Here is a 17,535-nt window from a genome sequence, read left to right on the forward strand (position 1 = left end):
TTATCGTAGCCGACCCAGAGTGGTGCAGACGGTGTCTCGACACCTGCCTCGAACATCTCGCAGACAAATGGTCCTGCAACAGTGCCCTCCTGAGCCGTTTCGGTGATAGCTTGCTTCCCTCCGATGGAACTGGTCTTCTGCTCATCGATATCGTATGTCTCGCCGAGTTGGGATTGGGGAGCCGGTGGTGAATCGAGCGGAGAGTCACCGTCACCAGTAGCTTGTGTCGCTGGCTCGGTCTCCATACCCTCTTCGGATTTGCCGCGGTCAAAGAATCGATCAAACACCATCGTGTCCTCTGTTAGTAACGTTGTGTTCGGTGGAAGCGCTGCTACTGGTGGACTGTTCGTATTGGCCGAGATCGGCAGGGGCGCGGTCACCACGTCGGGTATATCGCCAGTCGATATTCGGCGTCTCAATCTCTGCATTGGGGATATGTGCGACGCCGGCGAGTTCGTCGACGGTCATAATCATGTGCCGGTCGATCCACTCACGGTCACACATCCGCTGGACGAACTGCCGAAGCCGCGTTGCGCGTTTGCTCTCTCGGCGATGCCAGACAGGCTTGTCGTCGAGACCCTGCTCAGTAATCGCGTTGTAGTACTTCCTGAACATCCCCGCGACGCCACGAGCACGGGCCTCAGCCTCGTCTTGCTCGCTCGAGGCAGCAAGCACGCGAATGTTCACGTGGAACGCCTGTTGGCCACGTTGCTGTTCAATGGTTTTCGCAGCCTGTTTGTCCTTCTCGCTTGGCGGTCGCGTTCGGGGATTGAGCCAGCCGACGGATGTCCCTTGGCGAAGCGCGTGCGCGAGTTCGTCGACGCTATTGTGCTTGAACCGGTCGCCGTCAGTCCACGACTGTTTCGCAGGTCGAAACACGACCTGCGTAACGACGGTACTCTCATCGAGCGAGAGCATCTCGCTCGTAATCTCGCCGTAGGGATCCGTCTCGAAGCCCTCGCTGTTGTGATGACGAATCGGATAGTAGGGGATCTTCTCCATCTCGAGCCACGCGCCGGCAACGTACTCGTCAGCGTCGATAACGGGGAACGCATAGCCCTCCTCGACCGGGAAAACCTCACTGTTGGCGTAGTTGTTCCCAACACGCCGTCTGAACTTGTCGGCTGCTGCCTCAGTGGCAGCGTGCATGTAGAACTTGATCTTCCCTTCATCAAACCAGACCTCAAACGAGTGGTGGTCACTCGTATTCTTCCCACGGAAGTTCGTCGTCACATCGTGGACTGACTGGAGGACCCCGGCCCCGTCCGCGATACCGTTGTTCTCTTTGTATGGGCGGATCCGCAGCAGCGTTCCTGGCGTATCCGCTTGGTGTTGGACGAACGAATCGTGCTCTCCGAAGTTGAGTTGCGTCGCCTCGTACTGTGGCGACGAACCCAGGATTGTCTTGATTTGATTGAACCTAGTCATGGTCTTGGATGTCAGACTCAGTTTCAGTCGTGTCCTGTGCAGTAGCTGATTCCCCACCATCAGGTCGGACAGACGATTTCTCACTGTCTGTCTCGAGGGAATGCTCGACGACCGCATCGAGAACCTCTTCTTTCGTGAGATCTGCCTCGAGAAGCCGACTGGCCGCATCTGCGCTGAGATCGAGACGCGTTGCAAGCGCGTTGCGCTGAGCTTCGTTCTCGACAAACTCTTCGAAGGCGAGCAACTCCGCTGGCTCGTCACGAATCGCCTGCTCGATGAAGGCCTGGTCCTCGGGCTCGTAGTCGATAATCCGTTTCTCGAAGTCGTCAGCCACGATATGCAGCGGGTACGTCCCGTGTTCTTCGACGCGAACGAGTGCCTGACTATAGCCGAGATCTTCGTTCCCGGCATCGGCACCCCTGACGTACCGTCGCTGCTCTTCGGTCAAGCCGATCTTGTCGGCTGTCCGATCGTCTAGTTCGGGGAGTTTGTGGAGGACCTTGATCGGGCACATGCCGATGATTTTCTCCGCCTGCTCGGTCTCATAGAATTCCTGAGCAGTTTGGGAGAGCAGCACCATCCGAAGCCCTGCATGGCGTTGGTGCCGGAACGCTGTCTCGAGGAAGTCGAGATTCGCTTGATCCTCAAAGAGGTAGTGGGCTTCGTCGATCGCGAGTTCGACGTTTCGCTGGGTGTTTTTCGCTTGCTGGTAGATCGTCGACAGCAGCAGTTGCATCAAGAACGTCTGGCGATCGATTCCCGAGGCACTGCCCTCGATCTGACCGAGGTCGATATAGACGACCTTGTTGTCGCCCTCGAGGATATCGATCTCGGAGTGATGTGAGAGGTTTTCGTATGAGCCACCCTCGCGGAACGGCTGGAACGCAATCGCGAGTTCATCTGCATACTGTGCGGCACGCTCGCGAGCGGAGTCAGATTTCGCGATGTTGTGCTCATCTGGGTTCTCAGCGATATCACAGAGGATCCGATGGACGTCCTGCATCGTCGGTGAATTCGCCGACGTGTGCGTCGAGACGTCGTCTTCAACGATCCCTGCTTGCCGGTAGGCTTCATCGATGACGTACGAGAGGACGCCCGTCTCGGTTCCGAGTTCGATATCACGAGCGTTGAGGAAGTTCTCGAGGACGGCGTAGACCTCGTCTTTCTTCGCCGAAAGGGGAGAGATCCCGTCACCGGAATCAAGAACGTGCTGGGGCGTCTCGCGGATCTCGAGTGGGTTGAGCTTCGTATCGCCACCGACAGTGATCGTCTTTGCGTTCAGTGCATCCGCGATCCCACGGAAGCCACCAACTGGATCGACGAGAACGAGCATGGTGTCGTTGCGGCGTTTCATCATCCGAAGGTGGCGCATGATATCGCCGAACGTCTTCCCAGCGCCCGGCATCCCGACGACGAGTTCACTGTGACCCGTCTCGAGCGCCCACGGGTTGATCCGGATTGGGGAACCGTTGTGGCCATGATAGCCGTACTCGATACCCTCGTTCATCATCAGGTAGTTCGACGAGAACGGGAACATCGCGCCGACAGCTTGGTTCGTCAGCGTCGACATGCGGTCACGGCCAAGTTCGTTCGCGCCAAGTGGCGACACTGTCGCGAGTCCACGTTCCTGCCAGCGACTCGCGACCTTGAGCGTGCAGTTCGCTGGCGCATCCTTGATGATCGACCGCAGGCGCGTCGTCTGATTATCGAGCTCCTGTTGATTATTAGCGGCGAGGCGAATGAACACCCCACCGCGATAGAACGACGCTTTGTTCGCACGGACGAGCGACCGCATGTACTTCGCCTGATCGATGTCTTCCTGGAGGTCCTCGGATTTGAGACTGTTCGAGTCGTGCTGGTTGATCTTCAAATCCGAGATCCAGTCTGCCATCATATCCTGGGCCGACTGGCTGTCGAACGGATCGAGATGGATGCTGATGTCGGTCTGCAACTCCGTGTCGAGTAACAGTCGCTCGAGAAGGCCATCTGGCGGTTCCTCAGGGAATTGTTCAATCCAGAACGTGCGAACGTACGTCTCGTCGTTGATCACGGCGTAGGTCGTCTCCCAGTCGACTGTCGACGGTGCGACCACCGACTGGTGCATCGTCGACGTGTCTGGTAACCGATCGTCAGTTCCGGTTGACGAGTCGTCAACAGCATCCTCGTCGATAGTGTCCTCCTCCCGATCGCTCGAGGCCGTGCCTGGCGGGCTATCACTGTCGTGCTCAGCCATTGCATCGAGGACGTCATCGGGATCAGGCGTTGCTGGGACACCGTCGCTTATCCCGTGCGAGACGACAGGGAACGTCCCAAGTGCGTTCGTAATATTGCCGTACTCTTCGGGATGGCACGTCCAGTACTCCTTCGTGATCCGAGCGAGATCGTAGGCATCGACGGGGCTGACCGAACACCGATAGAGCGACGACCCACCACGGCGGAGTTGTGTCAGTCGTGACTCGAGGTGTTCTTCTTTGAATTGCTCTCGCTCGGCGTCGGTCAGGTCATCAGTTTGGAATCGGCCGAAGAACCGTCCAATACCAGGAAGGTCAGCAAGATAGGCGAGGACACTGTCATCAGTTGCGTCGAAGTGTTCAACATCCGCGTCGTTCACCGCAGTGATAAGGTAGTACTCGCGGATCGTGGTCGTCTCCGAGTCGATTTCGCCGTTGTCAGTCGTATTCGCGCCAACATATTCCTCAAGCAGCCGTTTCAACACAGGACGTGAGCGAACGTCGGCGTCAGCGAGTCGATCCTGGTGTGCACGGATGGTCTCGTCGTCATCGACCTCACGGCTAGTGACGTAGATCTTCACTGGAAAGTCGATAGTCGAGTTGGCGAACTCCGAGAGCGACTGGACAGCCTTCGCCCACGCATCATCATCCTCGAGGGCCATGTTCGCGGGCTCGACTTTCATCGCCCCAACGAGTGCGCCATCCGTTCGTTCGATGGCATGCGGGTACACTCGCTGGAGGCGAGTCAGATACCGCACCTCGCTATTGTCCTCGCCACCATGCGTGTACTCCTTGTTTTTGATCGCCCAGCTAAGACGAGCAGCGAGCCACTCAGTCAGCCACAGATATCGGGGCTTGACCTTGTGGAGCAAGAACAGCAACGTCACGAGCATGAGCCCGAATCCCAGCACCGGGATCGTCAGTGCTGCCGGGACGAACGTCGCTGCAACGACCGTGACGAACGCCACTGCGAGAAACAACATGAGCTCGCCAATCGTGTAGCCCCGGAAGAAGGCCGTTGTGCCACCCAGCGACTGATGGATCTTTCGCGCGGTATAGTCGTGATCAGGGGTGTTCGTACTCATCGAATTCACCACCGCGAAACCTTTTCTTTCGTGTTTTTGAGGCCACGCTTGGTTCGAGTCGATGCTTTCTGTGTGGCGTTGCGAGCGTCATCAGCGGCCTTATCGCGCATCCGCCCAGTCCTCGACTTCCGCAAGTTGTTGTAGCGGCCGGCGTGATCCTTCGTCGAGCGGGCCGAAGAGCCGAGCTTGTATGCTCTCGAGTCGCCGCTCCCGAGTGTCGTCTGGCCGCTCTTTGTGACGGATCCAATCTGGTTATCTGCGTATCCACGGTGGACGTTTCGAGCACCACGGACCGCTTTTCCAGAAGTGCGCTTTGCCTTTGCAGCGCCAGCTTTAGCCGCTGCAGGATTCGTTGCAGTAGCCCCTTTCTGGGCGATCGTCCGCATCGCTGGGCTACTCCAGTAGACCGTCATGATCATCGCGATAATCGCCGCAGGAATCAGCGTCAATCCAATAAACAGCGAGAAGAGCCCTTTCACAGAAGTCTCGAGACCACCAACCTCCCATCCAATCCGGAAGAGGATCGCTGGTGGGATCCCAGCAAGCACTAGTCCAGGATAAATTCCTGCGGCTCGACGTGCCATGTTTGCCGCTGGACTAAATGGCCACACCTCCATCGACCAGAGGACACCCAATAGCGGCATAATCGGTGTGAGTACACAGAGGGCGATCCAGCGGAAAGCGACGACAAACCCTGCAACAACCAAAAAGAAGTTCGATATGACGACCATTACCAGAATGGCGAACGTCCCACCAAGAGAGGATCGGATAAGGCCACCGAGTCCTGCCGACATTTCATCAGTTGGAGCGATCGTCATACCTACTGCGTCGAAGAACTGCAGCGGGATCGATACCAGTGGGAACCAGACGAAGGTACCCATAAATACAAGCCCAAGTCGTCGTAGGAGCTGTTTTCGCCGATATTCGCTTATCGATCCTGACCGGAGGCCAACGAAAGCAAAGGCGATAACTATCATCATGATGGAAAGTGGAAGAATATATGGAAGGTATACGTCCTGATACAGACTCTCCCATGGCGCGTTATCTGGGGATCCGATGACCATATATCCAGAGTCCGATACTGGAGCTGGTACACCGACAATAGGTCCTAGAATTGCATCATAAATATCATTGATAAGACTGAGGAGAGCATCAGTAAAATCCTCAATGACGTTCTTGATTGCATTCTCGACTTCTTCCTGCAACCATGCCATCTAATTCTCACCCCCGCTAGATATGGATGTGCCAGTGCTACCATCGACGATAGTGATTTCACATGACTGACTATCTCCATACTTGATTTCCTGAGTGTACGAGGGATTTGATCCGACTTGGACATGGGCTGTGACAGTCATCGGTTCCGTACCGAGTTCATCACAGTCTAGCGAGTGCACCGCACCATCTGTCGCATAGACAGATCCCTTAGAGTAGACTGTAGTCTTTCCCGGCGGCAAGTGTGCCTCGTGGTAGTATGACTGCGATTCCTTCGACAGTAGTCGGGCAACTGGTGAACTCCTCCACCGAAGTTCAGTAAGTAACGAAGGAATCGTGCCTGTATTCTCAATAACGACTGCTGCGTACTCATCCCAGTCAGGCGAATTCTTGTCCCACTCCATGTCGGGATTCTCGGCTGCCCACAGCACGTCCGTGATCGTACACTCCGCCTCGAGTGTGAGTGTCGTCGTATCAACCTGCTCGTCTCCATCGAGAGCAACCAATTCGTAGTCCCCAGTGGGCACACTGTCCTCATAGCGACCGAGTATTTCGAATGATGTCGTGGTCTCACCGCTCGCGAGACGCTGTTGGTCGAACAACTCGCCGTTCGGATCGATGAGGTTGATGAGCTCAACTGACGCATCATCGGCAACCTCGATCTCGAGGGTTGTGTCACCCATCTCGATAGAGGTGAAGACGTCACTCCCTTCTGCACTAATCCCGCCGCCATCCGTACTGTTACTGGTGTTCGATGGGTCTGTGGACGTCCCCGACGTACAGCCGGCAAGGGCGGCGGTACTCACACCAAGGCTGGCAAGGACTGCTCGGCGAGCGATACCACCGTCGTCTCGATTGGTATTTTCTGTCATGGATTGTCTCGTAGTCCAAGGACCGCACCGCCAGTCAGGTAGTCAAAGCCGTAGACAGCCAGCGCAACCGGGAGGAACCAGAGCAGCGTCACGAGGAACAGCTGGACAAGCTTCTGGAACGTGGGGTAGTTCGGGGGAACCGTCGCCCGATCCTCCGCTGCGGAGTACAGCTGGTCTGCACGCCACCAGTCTGCGGGAACGTACTGGCCATCGATGAGCGACGACGGCTGCTTCTCGAGTTCGAAGACGGCCATTCCGCTCGCGTTCAGCGCAGCCGATTGGCTGCCGATTTCGACTTGCCCAGTTGTAACTGGGTTGCCGGTCGTCGTCTCCGTGACGGTTGCTTGAACGAGCGTCCCCGACGAGTTTGTCTCGAGAACCGTCAACTCGAGAGTGGTGTCACGAACGGTTCCGTTGTCGGTGACCGAAATCGTCTCTGACTGGCCACGAACGATCCCGTGGACGGTTACCTCGTCGAAGGTGGCTGCTGGAAGCGTCTCCGATCGGACGGCGATCGATGTCGCATTCGTATAGTTGTCAACCGTCGGAATGGCGATTGCACTCGAGAGGGACGGGCCAGCGTGTTTGCTCCCCCACGCTTCTTCGATCACTAACGGCGGTTCGGCATCCTCTGTTGCCTTGCTCGGCATATCCGGCCGTTTCTGCGTGGGGATGGCGTGGAGTTGTGCCGGACGAACGGACGAGTTCGTCCGAGTCGTCTCTGTTTCCGTCCGAGACACCATCGTCCGCCAGCCGTCGACTCCCGCCGAATAAAACCGCCAGTTTCCACGCAAGCGCGCATCACTGCCAACATCGATTGCAGCCCACCGAGTTCCAGGGTGGATGACGACACCAGTGTGTGTTGGATCGTTTTCGAACGTAACGCGCTTCCCGCCTCTGTCGTTGATCTGTGCGACAACTGCGTGGCGGGAGTCAGTCGTTGTTACCTGTTCGGTTGGATAGTCGACCTCTGTCTCCCACGAGCCCTCACAGGATCCGATCGTGCTATTGTAATCAGTGCACGTCCGGGTTTCATGCCGAAGGCGAGCGGTAACTGTCGCTTCAACGGTCAAATTCTGCGCTCCCGACAGTCCCTGATACTCGAGCGTGGAGCGATGGCCACGATCAGCGTCAAGCACCCAACTATCTGTCTGTAGGACAACCGTGTCGACAGCAGTGTCAGCAATCGACCAGTGATGGCGGACCGAGCCGCTTGTGTCATCGTCTGGGACACGGACCCGGTAATCGGCTATCGCAAGGACCTCGCCGTCTGGCGTGATGTACTGCGTCGAGGTGTTCCCCGAGTGCAGCACCGTCGACGGCTGGACTGCAGCGATGCTCGTGTACGCATCCCGGATGTAGAGCCCATTCTCAAGATGTGCTCTTTTGGGATGGATAGAGGTTTTTTCGCCACCAGGGTCAAAGTCCTGGAGATCACCGCTGTTCCACCTCTCGACATCGTCGATTGGCTTCTCGAACGGGACATCTGTCGACCCTGCAAGCCGGGTCGCAAACTCCGGTGCAGAGGAAACCGTCTCTTCGAACTCGTCACTCGAGCGGTTTTGCTGATCGAGGTCGTCCGACCACAACAGTGGGAACCGTGTCTCGTTCACACCGTAATCGGGCCCATCAGCAGGAATCGCTGTATCCGAACTCGGATTCGGCTGGGCAACAGCAACACCGACAGCCAAGAACACAGCGCCTCCGCTCGCGATGAGAAGCATGAGGGCGGCGTTGATTGCACGTGGTGTGGTCATTGAGCTTCAGGCAACCGCAAGCTCTGCTCTGGTGGGTCAGAATGGTCGGACACAATCTGAGAAGCCGAATCCCATCTGACTGCCAACCTTGTCAATCAGTTCGGGTGAGATCAGCGCAAGGACGATGATCACAAACCCGACACACGACATCACGAGTTTCTCTTTGGCCTGATTCTTCTTCTCAGGGTTTCCACCGGCACGCATGTACGAGAGGCCAGCTCGACCGACGTAGAATCCCGTTGCAGGAAGACCGAGACCAGCAACAGCACCGAAGACGATGCCAATGCCAGTCTCGACACCGGTACCACAGTAGACATCACCCACATTTGACTGGGCAGCTACTGATCCAGAAGCGAGGGCGAAGAAGGCCAGCCACACAGCAAGCGTGATTGCTACTGGCACGACTCGTCTCCACGCTTGTCGGATCCTAGTCACCGAATCAGGGCATTCCGGCGATGATTCTGTCGACTGATGTGATGTATCCGTGTTCATTGGTACAGATATCTGTCCGCAGTGATTCGAACAGCACCTCGAAGCTCACACCCATAGTGGCTCGCTCCGATCCAGTCATTGAACTCTATTCCAAGACGACGAAAGACAGTCTCAGCGGAGGGCAACTGTTCGCCCAGTGCGTCTTGCGATCTAATGGAGGCCGCAGTTGGTCCGATGTGCGAAAGGCGTGGTACTGCGTCGATTTGTGGGATGATAGTGTCCATAGGAATGCGACCCCTTCTTTATTGTTTTGGGATCCTATTAGCATAGAACTCTTATTAGCCATCCTATATAAAATTTCCCATGGCCCTTACTAATAGTATTTATCCGGCTCGAGACGCCGCTGTCTTCTCGAAAGGAGAACCACTTACGAAGAGCCATATACAATGAATGCAGCTAAATTAGTTGTCAACCAGTCGCAGAACAGTAAAAATGATCAAAGTAAGTGGGAGAATATACACAAGAAGGATAGCAACTGCACCTAGAATCATATTAACTGCGCCACTACCTCCAGAACCCGTTTGTATGTAAATAAGGACAACAAACCAGAGAGTTACTAACTGAATGACTGGCGTATCTTCCATATCCCATCAATGAATATTGATTTATTCAACAAGGTGTTTTCGATAAGTGCTCAAATCACCTTACGGTCAATGCACCATAGAAGGCTGTAAGCAAGGCTCTGGACGGCCCTATGAATTCTCTGACAGCGTCTATCCTCACTGGTGAGATGCTTCTACCGCAATAGTTCCGGTTGCATTGACCCTGATCGTGTAGCCACAATATTGGAAGATCAGCTTGAGTTCCTGAGTCTCACTCTGTCTGAACAGGCGTTCAACTGCTTCGGGATCTATTGAATCGTACAAGGGCGGGAGTTCTTCTACCTCTTGCTCTGCAAGATTAGATACAGTTTCAACGATTCTGGATACTATCGTCTGCTCTGAATGTGGATCGTATTGGGTTGTAACCACCATCTATTCTCTCACTATGAGTTTCGTGTTCGATGAACATAAAATGTAGCTCTAGAATGTATGTTGTAGCACGTACTTTGAAGACGTTATTTTTGAAGGCATAAAATCTGTATAAGAGTGGGTAGCAGCCATGTAGGATTGTTCCTATATGGTAGACGACGGTGGAAGAAGTGGTCCGTTCACGAAGCAGGTTTCAGACGATGAATTACTCGAGTATGTGAAAGAAGAGGAAGTTGTGACTACCAAAGAGGTCGCCGACCATTTTGACTATCACTTGCAGACTGCCCGGCGACGTCTGAAACAACTCCATCAACAAGGTCGGTTGAACCAGAAAGATGTCGGCAAGCGCTTCGTCTGGTGGCTACCGCGCGACTAATCCGCCAAAAAGTGATTTTAAACTCCCTCAACGAAGATCAACTGTTTTACTCTTCTTACACGTCAATTCAACCAACTCTCGCCGCTGACTGTGACGGTTTAGACACCACCATAGCTACGATCGACCGAGTCAAACGTTCGATAGCGGAACATCTGCCGAAGAGGCACTGAACTAGACAATAGTTCTCAAGACATTTCATATCGAGAGTGAGTAGCTATACACTCTCGAGTTCACAGAAAAGCCGGCCAAAGGCCAGCATGAGGTTCTCGAAGGCCGGATGGCACTCGAAACCAGAGATCGGAGGACGAAACCAGTTGTGGATCTTGTGGAACGTACCGATCTCGGCCGGCGTGGACAAGTGTTCCCTGACTTGTGATCGAGGAAGGGTCAACGATACAGGGGTGTAGGTTGACCCACCTTGTCCGCGCCAACCCGTCATATGCCCCATAGAAGTATCAATTTGTTCCCCAACTGTGAGGGCGTCATAGAATAGCTCGCAAGGTGGCAGATTCCAGAACTATTGGTAGTGAATTGGCTGATCAGTAGGTCTGCGAATACACCGATTGAGAGCGTGTCATAGAAAGATCCGCAGAGAGTTTGTTTCATCTCCCTTTGGCTGAATCAGCCGGTAAGTAGATGTGCGAACTTCTCGGGTTGAACAATCGTTAAGAAAACTTATGCAGTCTGAATATCAACTCATTCGATAAATGGATGGTACAGCAGAACTTGTATTAATAGCTACGATTTTTGTCCAATTTCTGCTTTCTGGGATTGTATATGTAGATATGCGCCAATTTGATCTTGATGAATTTCAACGATATGATCTAGCCATTCTTGTTCCTCTTGGTGGCTTCTTAGTTCTCCCATATTATACGCTGAAAAGAGATGAGTTTGCAAAAAGTAAACAAGATTCATCTTCATATATTCATATTACTAAATCAGAATTAGCATCTGTTAGAACAAAATTGTTCGTCCTCGCTTTCATGACTGGAGTCCCTTTTAAGATGGCTGGGTCTCAAGCACCCAGCTCGGCATCTCAACTCATCCTTCTCATAATCAGTGGGATCAGCGCACTCCTTCTTTTTAGAGAGTTACGGCAGTATCAATCTGAATAGCGATTGAAAGACCTGTACTGACCGCACACTACGGAGTCGAATAGGCCTGTGACCGATTCTATGACACGCTCCGATTGAGTGTAGCTCCCAAAAACACTTACTAACATAGGCAAACATATAGATGATGACACCTAATAGGCGAGATTTCATTAGTAGTTTCTCGCTTGCAGTACTCGGTCTGTCTGGGTGTTTAGGCGTAAATGCTAGTGGGACAACAGATATCACTATTTCAAATGAGGCATCAAATACAGTAACCGTACATATTCAGGTCACTCAACTCTCCAACGAGGAGCTATTGCTTGACGAAACAGCCACTATTGATGTTGATAGCACTGAGGAGTACGAGGAAGTTGTTAGTGGCTCCCAAGTCGAGGTAATCCTTAGTACAGAAGACGGCCTAGAGAACACGTATGAATGGTCTGATGGAGAGAGCGATGCAGAAGGACTTCACATCACCGTCAATGATGAATCGATAACGTTCTCATCATTCGTTGACTAGAGTATCCGTACTGACCGGTAACTACGTATGCAAACTGAACGATAACCCGAAAACATATGTCTCCTCGATAAGGTATTCGCTGTATGCCTGGATTCGGAATTGGTACCCCCATCTACCTTGTCATCCAAGCGTTCATTGCACGCTTCGTGTATCGTGAGGCTTCAACTCAAAACCGCCGCTCGCCGCTTGTTTTAGCCGGTAGCATCTTTATCCTGAGTATCGTTGCTGTGTTTATCGTGGGTAGTATTCTACCTGTTCTCCTTGTCGAAGCAGTGGCTATTATAATGTACCTCGCTGTTACATCTAGAAATAAACCACCTACTACACAATAATCAAACACCCTCCTGTTTAACTGAGAATCAAACAGTTCTTTACCTATATTAAGCGAACAAAGGGGACGAGAATGAGGTGTGAGAATTGTTGTATGACGCCCTCCCCCAACTGTACCAAGGCGAGTGAATATTTGCCTCGGATCAGTATGAAATGGATACTGCTCCACCTGCTGTCTTCTGAACCTCCAACCACCCTCAACGACGTCGACAATTGCGGCAGACTCAACAGCATGCTTGAGGAGACGATCGACGGCCAGCTGCTAAGCGTATTCGGCGAGTTCGGGATCAGCTTGTTCGTAGTGAATTGAGAACTCGGCCAATTCGACTGCGACTAGGAGACCATCTTGTCAATCAGTCAGTGCCATCATCGCTGTCGGCTGTGGCTTCGAATATAAACTTTAGCATCTTGTAGAAACGCCGGCCAGAGGCCGACGCCAGCGCACTCATGAACCAGATGGTGTGTCACTGGAGAGTGATCTGAGATTACGATGGCACCAAGTAGTGGTGGAGCAATCCCAGTTGCGGCGAGGAGCGATGTGTCTCGAAACGATTGCATTCCCTGTAGGAAGCCGTTTGGAGCCACACTGTCCTCCCCATCCGTGTCTTTAGGATAGGTATCGTATGAATCTATTGTCTAAATGACCAGAAGAGGAATCATTAATAGTGATCGCCAATAACAATCAGTTGCCTCCCACAGTGATTCACGGAGGCACTACCTCCCCCACCCCCATCACCGACACTACTCTTCCTGGGAGAGGTCCAAGCTCGAGCACAAATTAAGAGCGCAGATCGATCTCTATCTCTTGGAATTTCAGATTGGAAATTCTGCTACTGTTGTGCGATACTTCGGCAGAAGCAGCGCTGCTCAAACACAGCTCACAACGCTACTCTCGAAACACAAGTAGTCTAGCCATAGCTTATAATAATTCCTAATAAGAGTACAGAAATTAGCATATTTGGCAACATATATTTGTGCTCTCGAGATCTACCTACTACTATGAAAAAGAATCCTAGGAATGAAGATAATATTTCTTCGAAGATAGTGGATTGTGTTGCTAAGAGAGAACAGACAGACCCACTGAAGCTGCCTCCATTGTACGATTCGGTTGACCCAGATGCACTCGACGATCTCTTTGCGTCGGGGTTCCAGACCGGGACGGATCGATCTGGCCGAGTCGAGTTCCAATACAATGGCTACACAGTTGTTGTAGAATTCGGTAACGATCCAGAACTCACAGTCAAAGAACAGTCAGAACTCGTTGAGTAACACACTCTGACCAGAAATCACTTCCCGGACAGGGTGCCACCGGAGTTACCGAACGCCACTCCCACCCTCCACGTTGTACTGTCTGTCCCAGACGACTCGTGCGGAGACGAGTATTCGACACGGACCGTGTGTCTGAGATGTACCTCTGACTGAGCGTGAGGACGGTTGTCCCCTGACTCTCCCCACGCCCAAGTCGCCGTTTTGATTGAAGTCATATCAGACTTTCTTAATTACCACAATATTACCCAGTGATTCATGGCGTTCTATTGGACAGGATCTCACCATGTCGATCTCACGACGATCCTCTCCTGTGAAAGAGCGATCGTGCAGATCATAACTAATCGGTCATGATCACACCCGTTGTGAGTGGGCCCAAAGCCGAAACTCCAGAACGAGCGTTAGAGGAACAAACACAGTCTCTGAAAGGGAGGGTCTTCTCTTACACCTGCAGCTATTGGTAGCGACGACGTCGTCGGACCACGACGACGACCAGATCCGTTCGGTGTGCTCGTTAGAGAGATGCTCCCTCTCGGGATGGGTTCAACCGCTTTCTCACACCTTTGCCCTGTCGTTCTGGGTCACAACGGGTGTGACACCACCAGTGACCTGTCCATCCGAGTCAAGCAACTCGAGGTGGTGATAACGAGACTCAAACAGTCCCTCGGCAGTCTCGATATCCATCGCAATGATCTCTTTTGGCGTCTGTTTCGCAGAGACACGCCGTTCAGTGACATCGATGTCCGAACTTCCGATCGCGATCATCTCGTTCCACACGCGCTTGAGTGTCTGTGCGTGGGGACGCTTTCCAAGGATTGCAGTAAGCGCATCCCGAACATCGTCTCGCGTCCAGAAAATGCCGCTCCCGTTCGTACGCTTGGTTGCGAACTCGTCCCAGCGCTTCATCACAAGGAGTGCCCGGAATCGGTTCTTCCGCGGTGTCCCCTGGTCGACGAGATGTTTTTTGACACGGTGCTGGCGGCAGTTCGCAAGGAAATCCAATGGACTGCTCGAGGGTTCGATGCCGCCGGGCAGTTCCTCTGGATCCTCGCGGTCGAACGCAGTCTCACCGGTCTCGGCGATTGATTTGGCCTGCTCAGCGTTCGCGTTTGCAGTCTTCGCGATTTCCTTTGCTTGGTCAGCCGTCTCGTCGGTTTCGGCAACCGACTCGGTGATCTCGTGGAGTTGACTGGCGATCTCCTTTCGGTTGCGATCAGCGCGATTCTGTTCTTGCTGGAGTTCGTCGACACGCTCCTCGAGGCAGTCGATCGTCTGCACCAGTTCTTGGATGATGGCCCACATCTCTACGCGACTCGGGAGTTCATCATCACCGTCGTCGGCCGTTGGATCAGTGCTGGTGTGCGTATCGACGCTGTCGAAGCCAAGAGCGGCGGCAACGTCGTGATTAGTGGGCGTTTCTGCGTCAACTGCGTCCGGATCTTTTCCAATTGTCATGGAGGGTCGTTGTGGTCGTGGTCGTGTGCTGCTGGTTGTTGGTCGAGTCGCGATGCTACTGGGGAGAGAGACGACTCTCAAAGGAGACGAGACACCGTGCTGGACAGAGCCATGGCTCCTCGAGAGGCAAACTTTTATGTCGATCCGGGTCGCAGGATTGAGTAGCCAACTCTGGGGGCGAATTGACGCCCCCTTCTCCTGCGACCCACATCGATGAGCGGTGGGTATATTCTCCTATCTTCTTGCCTCACTGATAGTCATGGATGTCACTTAAAACTAGGAGTCCTCACTGGCGGCTTTTCCTCAGTATCGGACTGCAGTAATCGCAAGCAGGCCCACGTATCAACCGTGATGAAATCAGTTCTAGAGCGTCGTCAGCATGCATCGAGAGTCTATGACTGTCACTGAGAACGATGGACGAGTACCAGCTGGGACTGTCCGAGATGTCTGGGTCCGTATTCAGGACGATATTGCTATGTGGTCCGCGTAGTCAGTCTATTATATACAGAAAATGTCGACAGCTGAACAGGGAGTGGGCCGTGAGACAAGATATACGTTACTCACGGTGTTCCTCGTCGGACTCCGTCGTCGGGATCCAGGCGCGGTTGTCAATGCCGTCGTCGCAGCGCTCGGCACATACCTTCCCACGGTCGTCACGCGTGCGTATGGTGTTAAACTCCAGCCGTGGCAGCGAGCCTACGTGAACACCGCGATGGTTACTCATGCTGTCGGCATGCTCGGTCCCTATGACGACGTCTGGTGGTGGGATCACCTTACACACGCACATTCCTCGTCGATTCTGGCCGGAATCGTCTATGTGGTCAGTCGCAGGAAGGGGCGCGATCCTGGCCCACGAGTCGTTGCCGCCGTCATTAGTTTCGGGCTTGTCTGGGAAACCATCGAGTATGCTATTCACGCAACGGCGAAACGCCTGGATCTCGAGCCGATACTCGTCACGTACGGCCGGAAAGACACGTTCTTGGACATTGTCTTCGACCTGGTCGGCGCAGTACTCGTGCTTGCGTTCGGTGACCGTGTTCTCGACGAGCTCGCGGCCAACGAGTAGCCGGTCTGGCAGCAGTCAGTCGTTTCGTAGCAGTGGTGTATTTCTTCCTCAGCCTCAGTGTCAGTTGAGACCCATCGCTTCGATCTGTTCTTGATACCGATTCCGAATGGTAACCTCAGTCACCTGCGCAACCTCAGCAACTTCCCTTTGGGTCTTTTTCTCGTTACAGAGGAGTGATGCCGCATAAATGGCTGCTGCCGCAAATCCCGTTGGCGACTTCCCTGAAAGCAAACCCTGTTCAGCAGACTCATCGATAATTTCGATCGCCTTCATCTTCACTTCTTCACTCACCTCGAGGTCAGAACAAAATCGTGGGACGTACTCTTTGGGGTCGGCTGGTTTCATCTCGAGGGAGAGTTCCTTGGCGATATAGCGATATGTGCGCCCGATTTCTTTCTTCCCAACGCGAGAGACCTCAGTCACTTCTTCAAGACTCCGCGGGATCCCCTCTTGACGACAGCCAGCGTAGAGGCAGCTCGTGGCGACGCCCTCGATAGACCGTCCACGAATCAAGTCATTGCTGAGCGCTTGTCGGTAGATTACGGAGGCAACCTCTCGAACAGAACGGGGGACACCGAGTGCCGACGCCATGCGATCAATTTCCGAAAGCGCAAACTGGAGGTTTCGTTCACCTGCATCCTTGGTTCGAATCCGTTCTTGCCACTTGCGCAGTCGATGCAACTGATTCCGCTTCTTTGAGGAGATCGATCTTCCGTGTGCGTCCTTATTTTTCCAGTCAATCTGGGTGGTCAACCCTTTGTCGTGCATCGTTTGGGTTGTAGGTGCACCAACCCGGCTTTTGTTCTGCCGTTCGGCATGATTAAACGCGCGCCATTCTGGACCGTGGTCGATATTTTGTTCTTCGATAACGAGACCGCACTCCTCACAAATAATTTCGTTACTATCGTTGCTAGCAACGAGAGCGCCTGAATCGCATTCAGGACACGTCTGCTCTTCACTCTCATTTTCATTTTCATGTTCGTCGGCTTCCGTTACCGACATCTGGTCGCGTTCGCGCTGCTGCATTGGCCGCACCATGAATGGACATTCTGACTACTTGTCTGGAACACCAATAATGATTTTGACCCATACTCAGACTCATTCAACTAACCATCCGTCTCAACGTCATCTGGAAATCGTCTCTGTAGGCATCAGTCAACTCACTCTGACATCAAGAGGTGGAACCGAACGAGGAGTCGTAAGATCGGTAGGCGACCCGAAGAAACCCTGTTGTTTTCGAGTGAGAGAGCCACCGTTGCTGGAGTGACTGATCGACGACGCTCAAAAAGACATCAACAACGATCGATACTCCAAGAGAGGCCCGCTACCGCTACACAGCTGAGGATTGAGGTTTAGCTAAAGGAGCGTGTCATACAATGG

At 53.3% G+C, this 17,535-nt stretch carries 15 protein-coding genes; 5 read left to right on the forward strand and 10 right to left on the reverse strand.

Features of this window, described 5'->3' with window-relative positions:
* The 8 genes from BSG09_RS21150 to BSG09_RS16345 form a co-directional block, all read right to left on the reverse strand.
* A partial coding sequence (locus BSG09_RS21150) for a hypothetical protein (RefSeq protein WP_139246248.1) occupies positions 1-290 on the reverse strand: 290 nt, incomplete at its 3' end.
* Positions 280-1,428 (reverse strand): hypothetical protein, encoded by a 1,149-nt coding sequence (locus tag BSG09_RS16315; RefSeq protein WP_092934986.1) that lies wholly within the window; start codon positions 1,426-1,428, stop codon positions 280-282. The genes BSG09_RS21150 and BSG09_RS16315, both read right to left, overlap by 11 nt.
* On the reverse strand, positions 1,421-4,744 hold the full coding sequence (locus BSG09_RS16320) for a VirB4 family type IV secretion system protein (protein ID WP_092934988.1): 3,324 nt from the start codon (positions 4,742-4,744) through the stop codon (positions 1,421-1,423). The genes BSG09_RS16315 and BSG09_RS16320 overlap by 8 nt, the downstream gene beginning before the upstream one ends.
* Positions 4,745-4,749: 5 nt before the next feature.
* Positions 4,750-5,958 (reverse strand): hypothetical protein, encoded by a 1,209-nt coding sequence (locus tag BSG09_RS16325; protein ID WP_092934990.1) that lies wholly within the window; start codon positions 5,956-5,958, stop codon positions 4,750-4,752.
* Positions 5,959-6,762: a hypothetical protein gene (locus BSG09_RS16330; protein ID WP_254799196.1), complete on the reverse strand. Its 804-nt coding sequence runs from the start codon at positions 6,760-6,762 to the stop codon at positions 5,959-5,961.
* A 62-nt stretch (positions 6,763-6,824) separates the two neighbouring features.
* Positions 6,825-8,585, reverse strand: coding sequence for a hypothetical protein (locus BSG09_RS16335; RefSeq protein ID WP_092934994.1), 1,761 nt, complete (start codon positions 8,583-8,585; stop codon positions 6,825-6,827).
* 36 nt (positions 8,586-8,621) lie between these two features.
* Entirely contained in the window at positions 8,622-9,077 is a 456-nt protein-coding gene (locus tag BSG09_RS16340; protein WP_223174833.1) for a pilin, read from the reverse strand.
* A gap of 719 nt (positions 9,078-9,796) precedes the next feature.
* Entirely contained in the window at positions 9,797-10,051 is a 255-nt protein-coding gene (locus BSG09_RS16345) for a HalOD1 output domain-containing protein (RefSeq protein ID WP_092934999.1), read from the reverse strand.
* Positions 10,052-10,196: 145 nt separating this feature from the next.
* Between BSG09_RS16345 and BSG09_RS16350 the strand changes: the two genes are divergently transcribed.
* The 4 genes from BSG09_RS16350 to BSG09_RS16365 all read left to right on the forward strand — a co-directional run bounded on the left by BSG09_RS16350 (position 10,197) and on the right by BSG09_RS16365 (position 13,637).
* On the forward strand, positions 10,197-10,424 hold the full coding sequence (locus tag BSG09_RS16350) for a DeoR family transcriptional regulator (protein WP_008015403.1): 228 nt from the start codon (positions 10,197-10,199) through the stop codon (positions 10,422-10,424).
* A gap of 707 nt (positions 10,425-11,131) precedes the next feature.
* Complete coding sequence (locus BSG09_RS20330) at positions 11,132-11,539, forward strand: hypothetical protein (protein ID WP_130501975.1); 408 nt, start codon at positions 11,132-11,134, stop codon at positions 11,537-11,539.
* A 124-nt stretch (positions 11,540-11,663) separates the two neighbouring features.
* A complete protein-coding gene (locus BSG09_RS16355) occupies positions 11,664-12,038 on the forward strand; it encodes a hypothetical protein (protein WP_092935029.1) in 375 nt (124 codons plus the stop codon).
* Positions 12,039-13,367: 1,329 nt separating this feature from the next.
* The gene (locus BSG09_RS16365) at positions 13,368-13,637 is read left to right on the forward strand and encodes a HalOD1 output domain-containing protein (protein ID WP_092935003.1); all 270 of its coding nucleotides are present in this window, start codon (positions 13,368-13,370) and stop codon (positions 13,635-13,637) included.
* A gap of 552 nt (positions 13,638-14,189) precedes the next feature.
* Here BSG09_RS16365 and BSG09_RS16370 read toward each other — a convergent pair.
* The gene (locus tag BSG09_RS16370; protein ID WP_092935005.1) at positions 14,190-15,089 is read right to left on the reverse strand and encodes a coiled-coil domain-containing protein; all 900 of its coding nucleotides are present in this window, start codon (positions 15,087-15,089) and stop codon (positions 14,190-14,192) included.
* Positions 15,090-15,600: 511 nt separating this feature from the next.
* Between BSG09_RS16370 and BSG09_RS16375 the strand changes: the two genes are divergently transcribed.
* Positions 15,601-16,155: a hypothetical protein gene (locus BSG09_RS16375; protein WP_092935007.1), complete on the forward strand. Its 555-nt coding sequence runs from the start codon at positions 15,601-15,603 to the stop codon at positions 16,153-16,155.
* A 60-nt stretch (positions 16,156-16,215) separates the two neighbouring features.
* On the opposite strand, the gene BSG09_RS16380 is transcribed toward BSG09_RS16375, so the two are convergent.
* On the reverse strand, positions 16,216-17,193 hold the full coding sequence (locus tag BSG09_RS16380) for a transcription initiation factor IIB (RefSeq protein ID WP_092935009.1): 978 nt from the start codon (positions 17,191-17,193) through the stop codon (positions 16,216-16,218).
* Between the last annotated feature and the right edge of the window lie 342 nt (positions 17,194-17,535).

It is taken from the genome of Natrinema hispanicum, assembly GCF_900111485.1.
In the GTDB taxonomy this organism is placed as follows: domain Archaea; phylum Halobacteriota; class Halobacteria; order Halobacteriales; family Natrialbaceae; genus Natrinema; species Natrinema hispanicum_A.

What these genes read in the sequence shown, in the direction of transcription:
- BSG09_RS16380 (WP_092935009.1), bottom strand. Translation starts at nt 17,193, where the DNA reads ATGGTGCGGCCAATGCAGCAGCGCGAACGCGACCAGATGTCGGTAACG.
- BSG09_RS16345 (WP_092934999.1), bottom strand. Translation starts at nt 10,051, where the DNA reads ATGGTGGTTACAACCCAATACGATCCACATTCAGAGCAGACGATAGTA.
- BSG09_RS16355 (WP_092935029.1), top strand. Translation starts at nt 11,664, where the DNA reads ATGACACCTAATAGGCGAGATTTCATTAGTAGTTTCTCGCTTGCAGTA.
- BSG09_RS16370 (WP_092935005.1), bottom strand. Translation starts at nt 15,089, where the DNA reads ATGACAATTGGAAAAGATCCGGACGCAGTTGACGCAGAAACGCCCACT.
- BSG09_RS16350 (WP_008015403.1), top strand. Translation starts at nt 10,197, where the DNA reads ATGGTAGACGACGGTGGAAGAAGTGGTCCGTTCACGAAGCAGGTTTCA.
- BSG09_RS16335 (WP_092934994.1), bottom strand. Translation starts at nt 8,585, where the DNA reads ATGACCACACCACGTGCAATCAACGCCGCCCTCATGCTTCTCATCGCG.
- BSG09_RS16315 (WP_092934986.1), bottom strand. Translation starts at nt 1,428, where the DNA reads ATGACTAGGTTCAATCAAATCAAGACAATCCTGGGTTCGTCGCCACAG.
- BSG09_RS16375 (WP_092935007.1), top strand. Translation starts at nt 15,601, where the DNA reads ATGTCGACAGCTGAACAGGGAGTGGGCCGTGAGACAAGATATACGTTA.
- BSG09_RS16365 (WP_092935003.1), top strand. Translation starts at nt 13,368, where the DNA reads ATGAAAAAGAATCCTAGGAATGAAGATAATATTTCTTCGAAGATAGTG.
- BSG09_RS16320 (WP_092934988.1), bottom strand. Translation starts at nt 4,744, where the DNA reads ATGAGTACGAACACCCCTGATCACGACTATACCGCGCGAAAGATCCAT.
- BSG09_RS20330 (WP_130501975.1), top strand. Translation starts at nt 11,132, where the DNA reads ATGGATGGTACAGCAGAACTTGTATTAATAGCTACGATTTTTGTCCAA.
- BSG09_RS16325 (WP_092934990.1), bottom strand. Translation starts at nt 5,958, where the DNA reads ATGGCATGGTTGCAGGAAGAAGTCGAGAATGCAATCAAGAACGTCATT.
- BSG09_RS16340 (WP_223174833.1), bottom strand. Translation starts at nt 9,077, where the DNA reads ATGAACACGGATACATCACATCAGTCGACAGAATCATCGCCGGAATGC.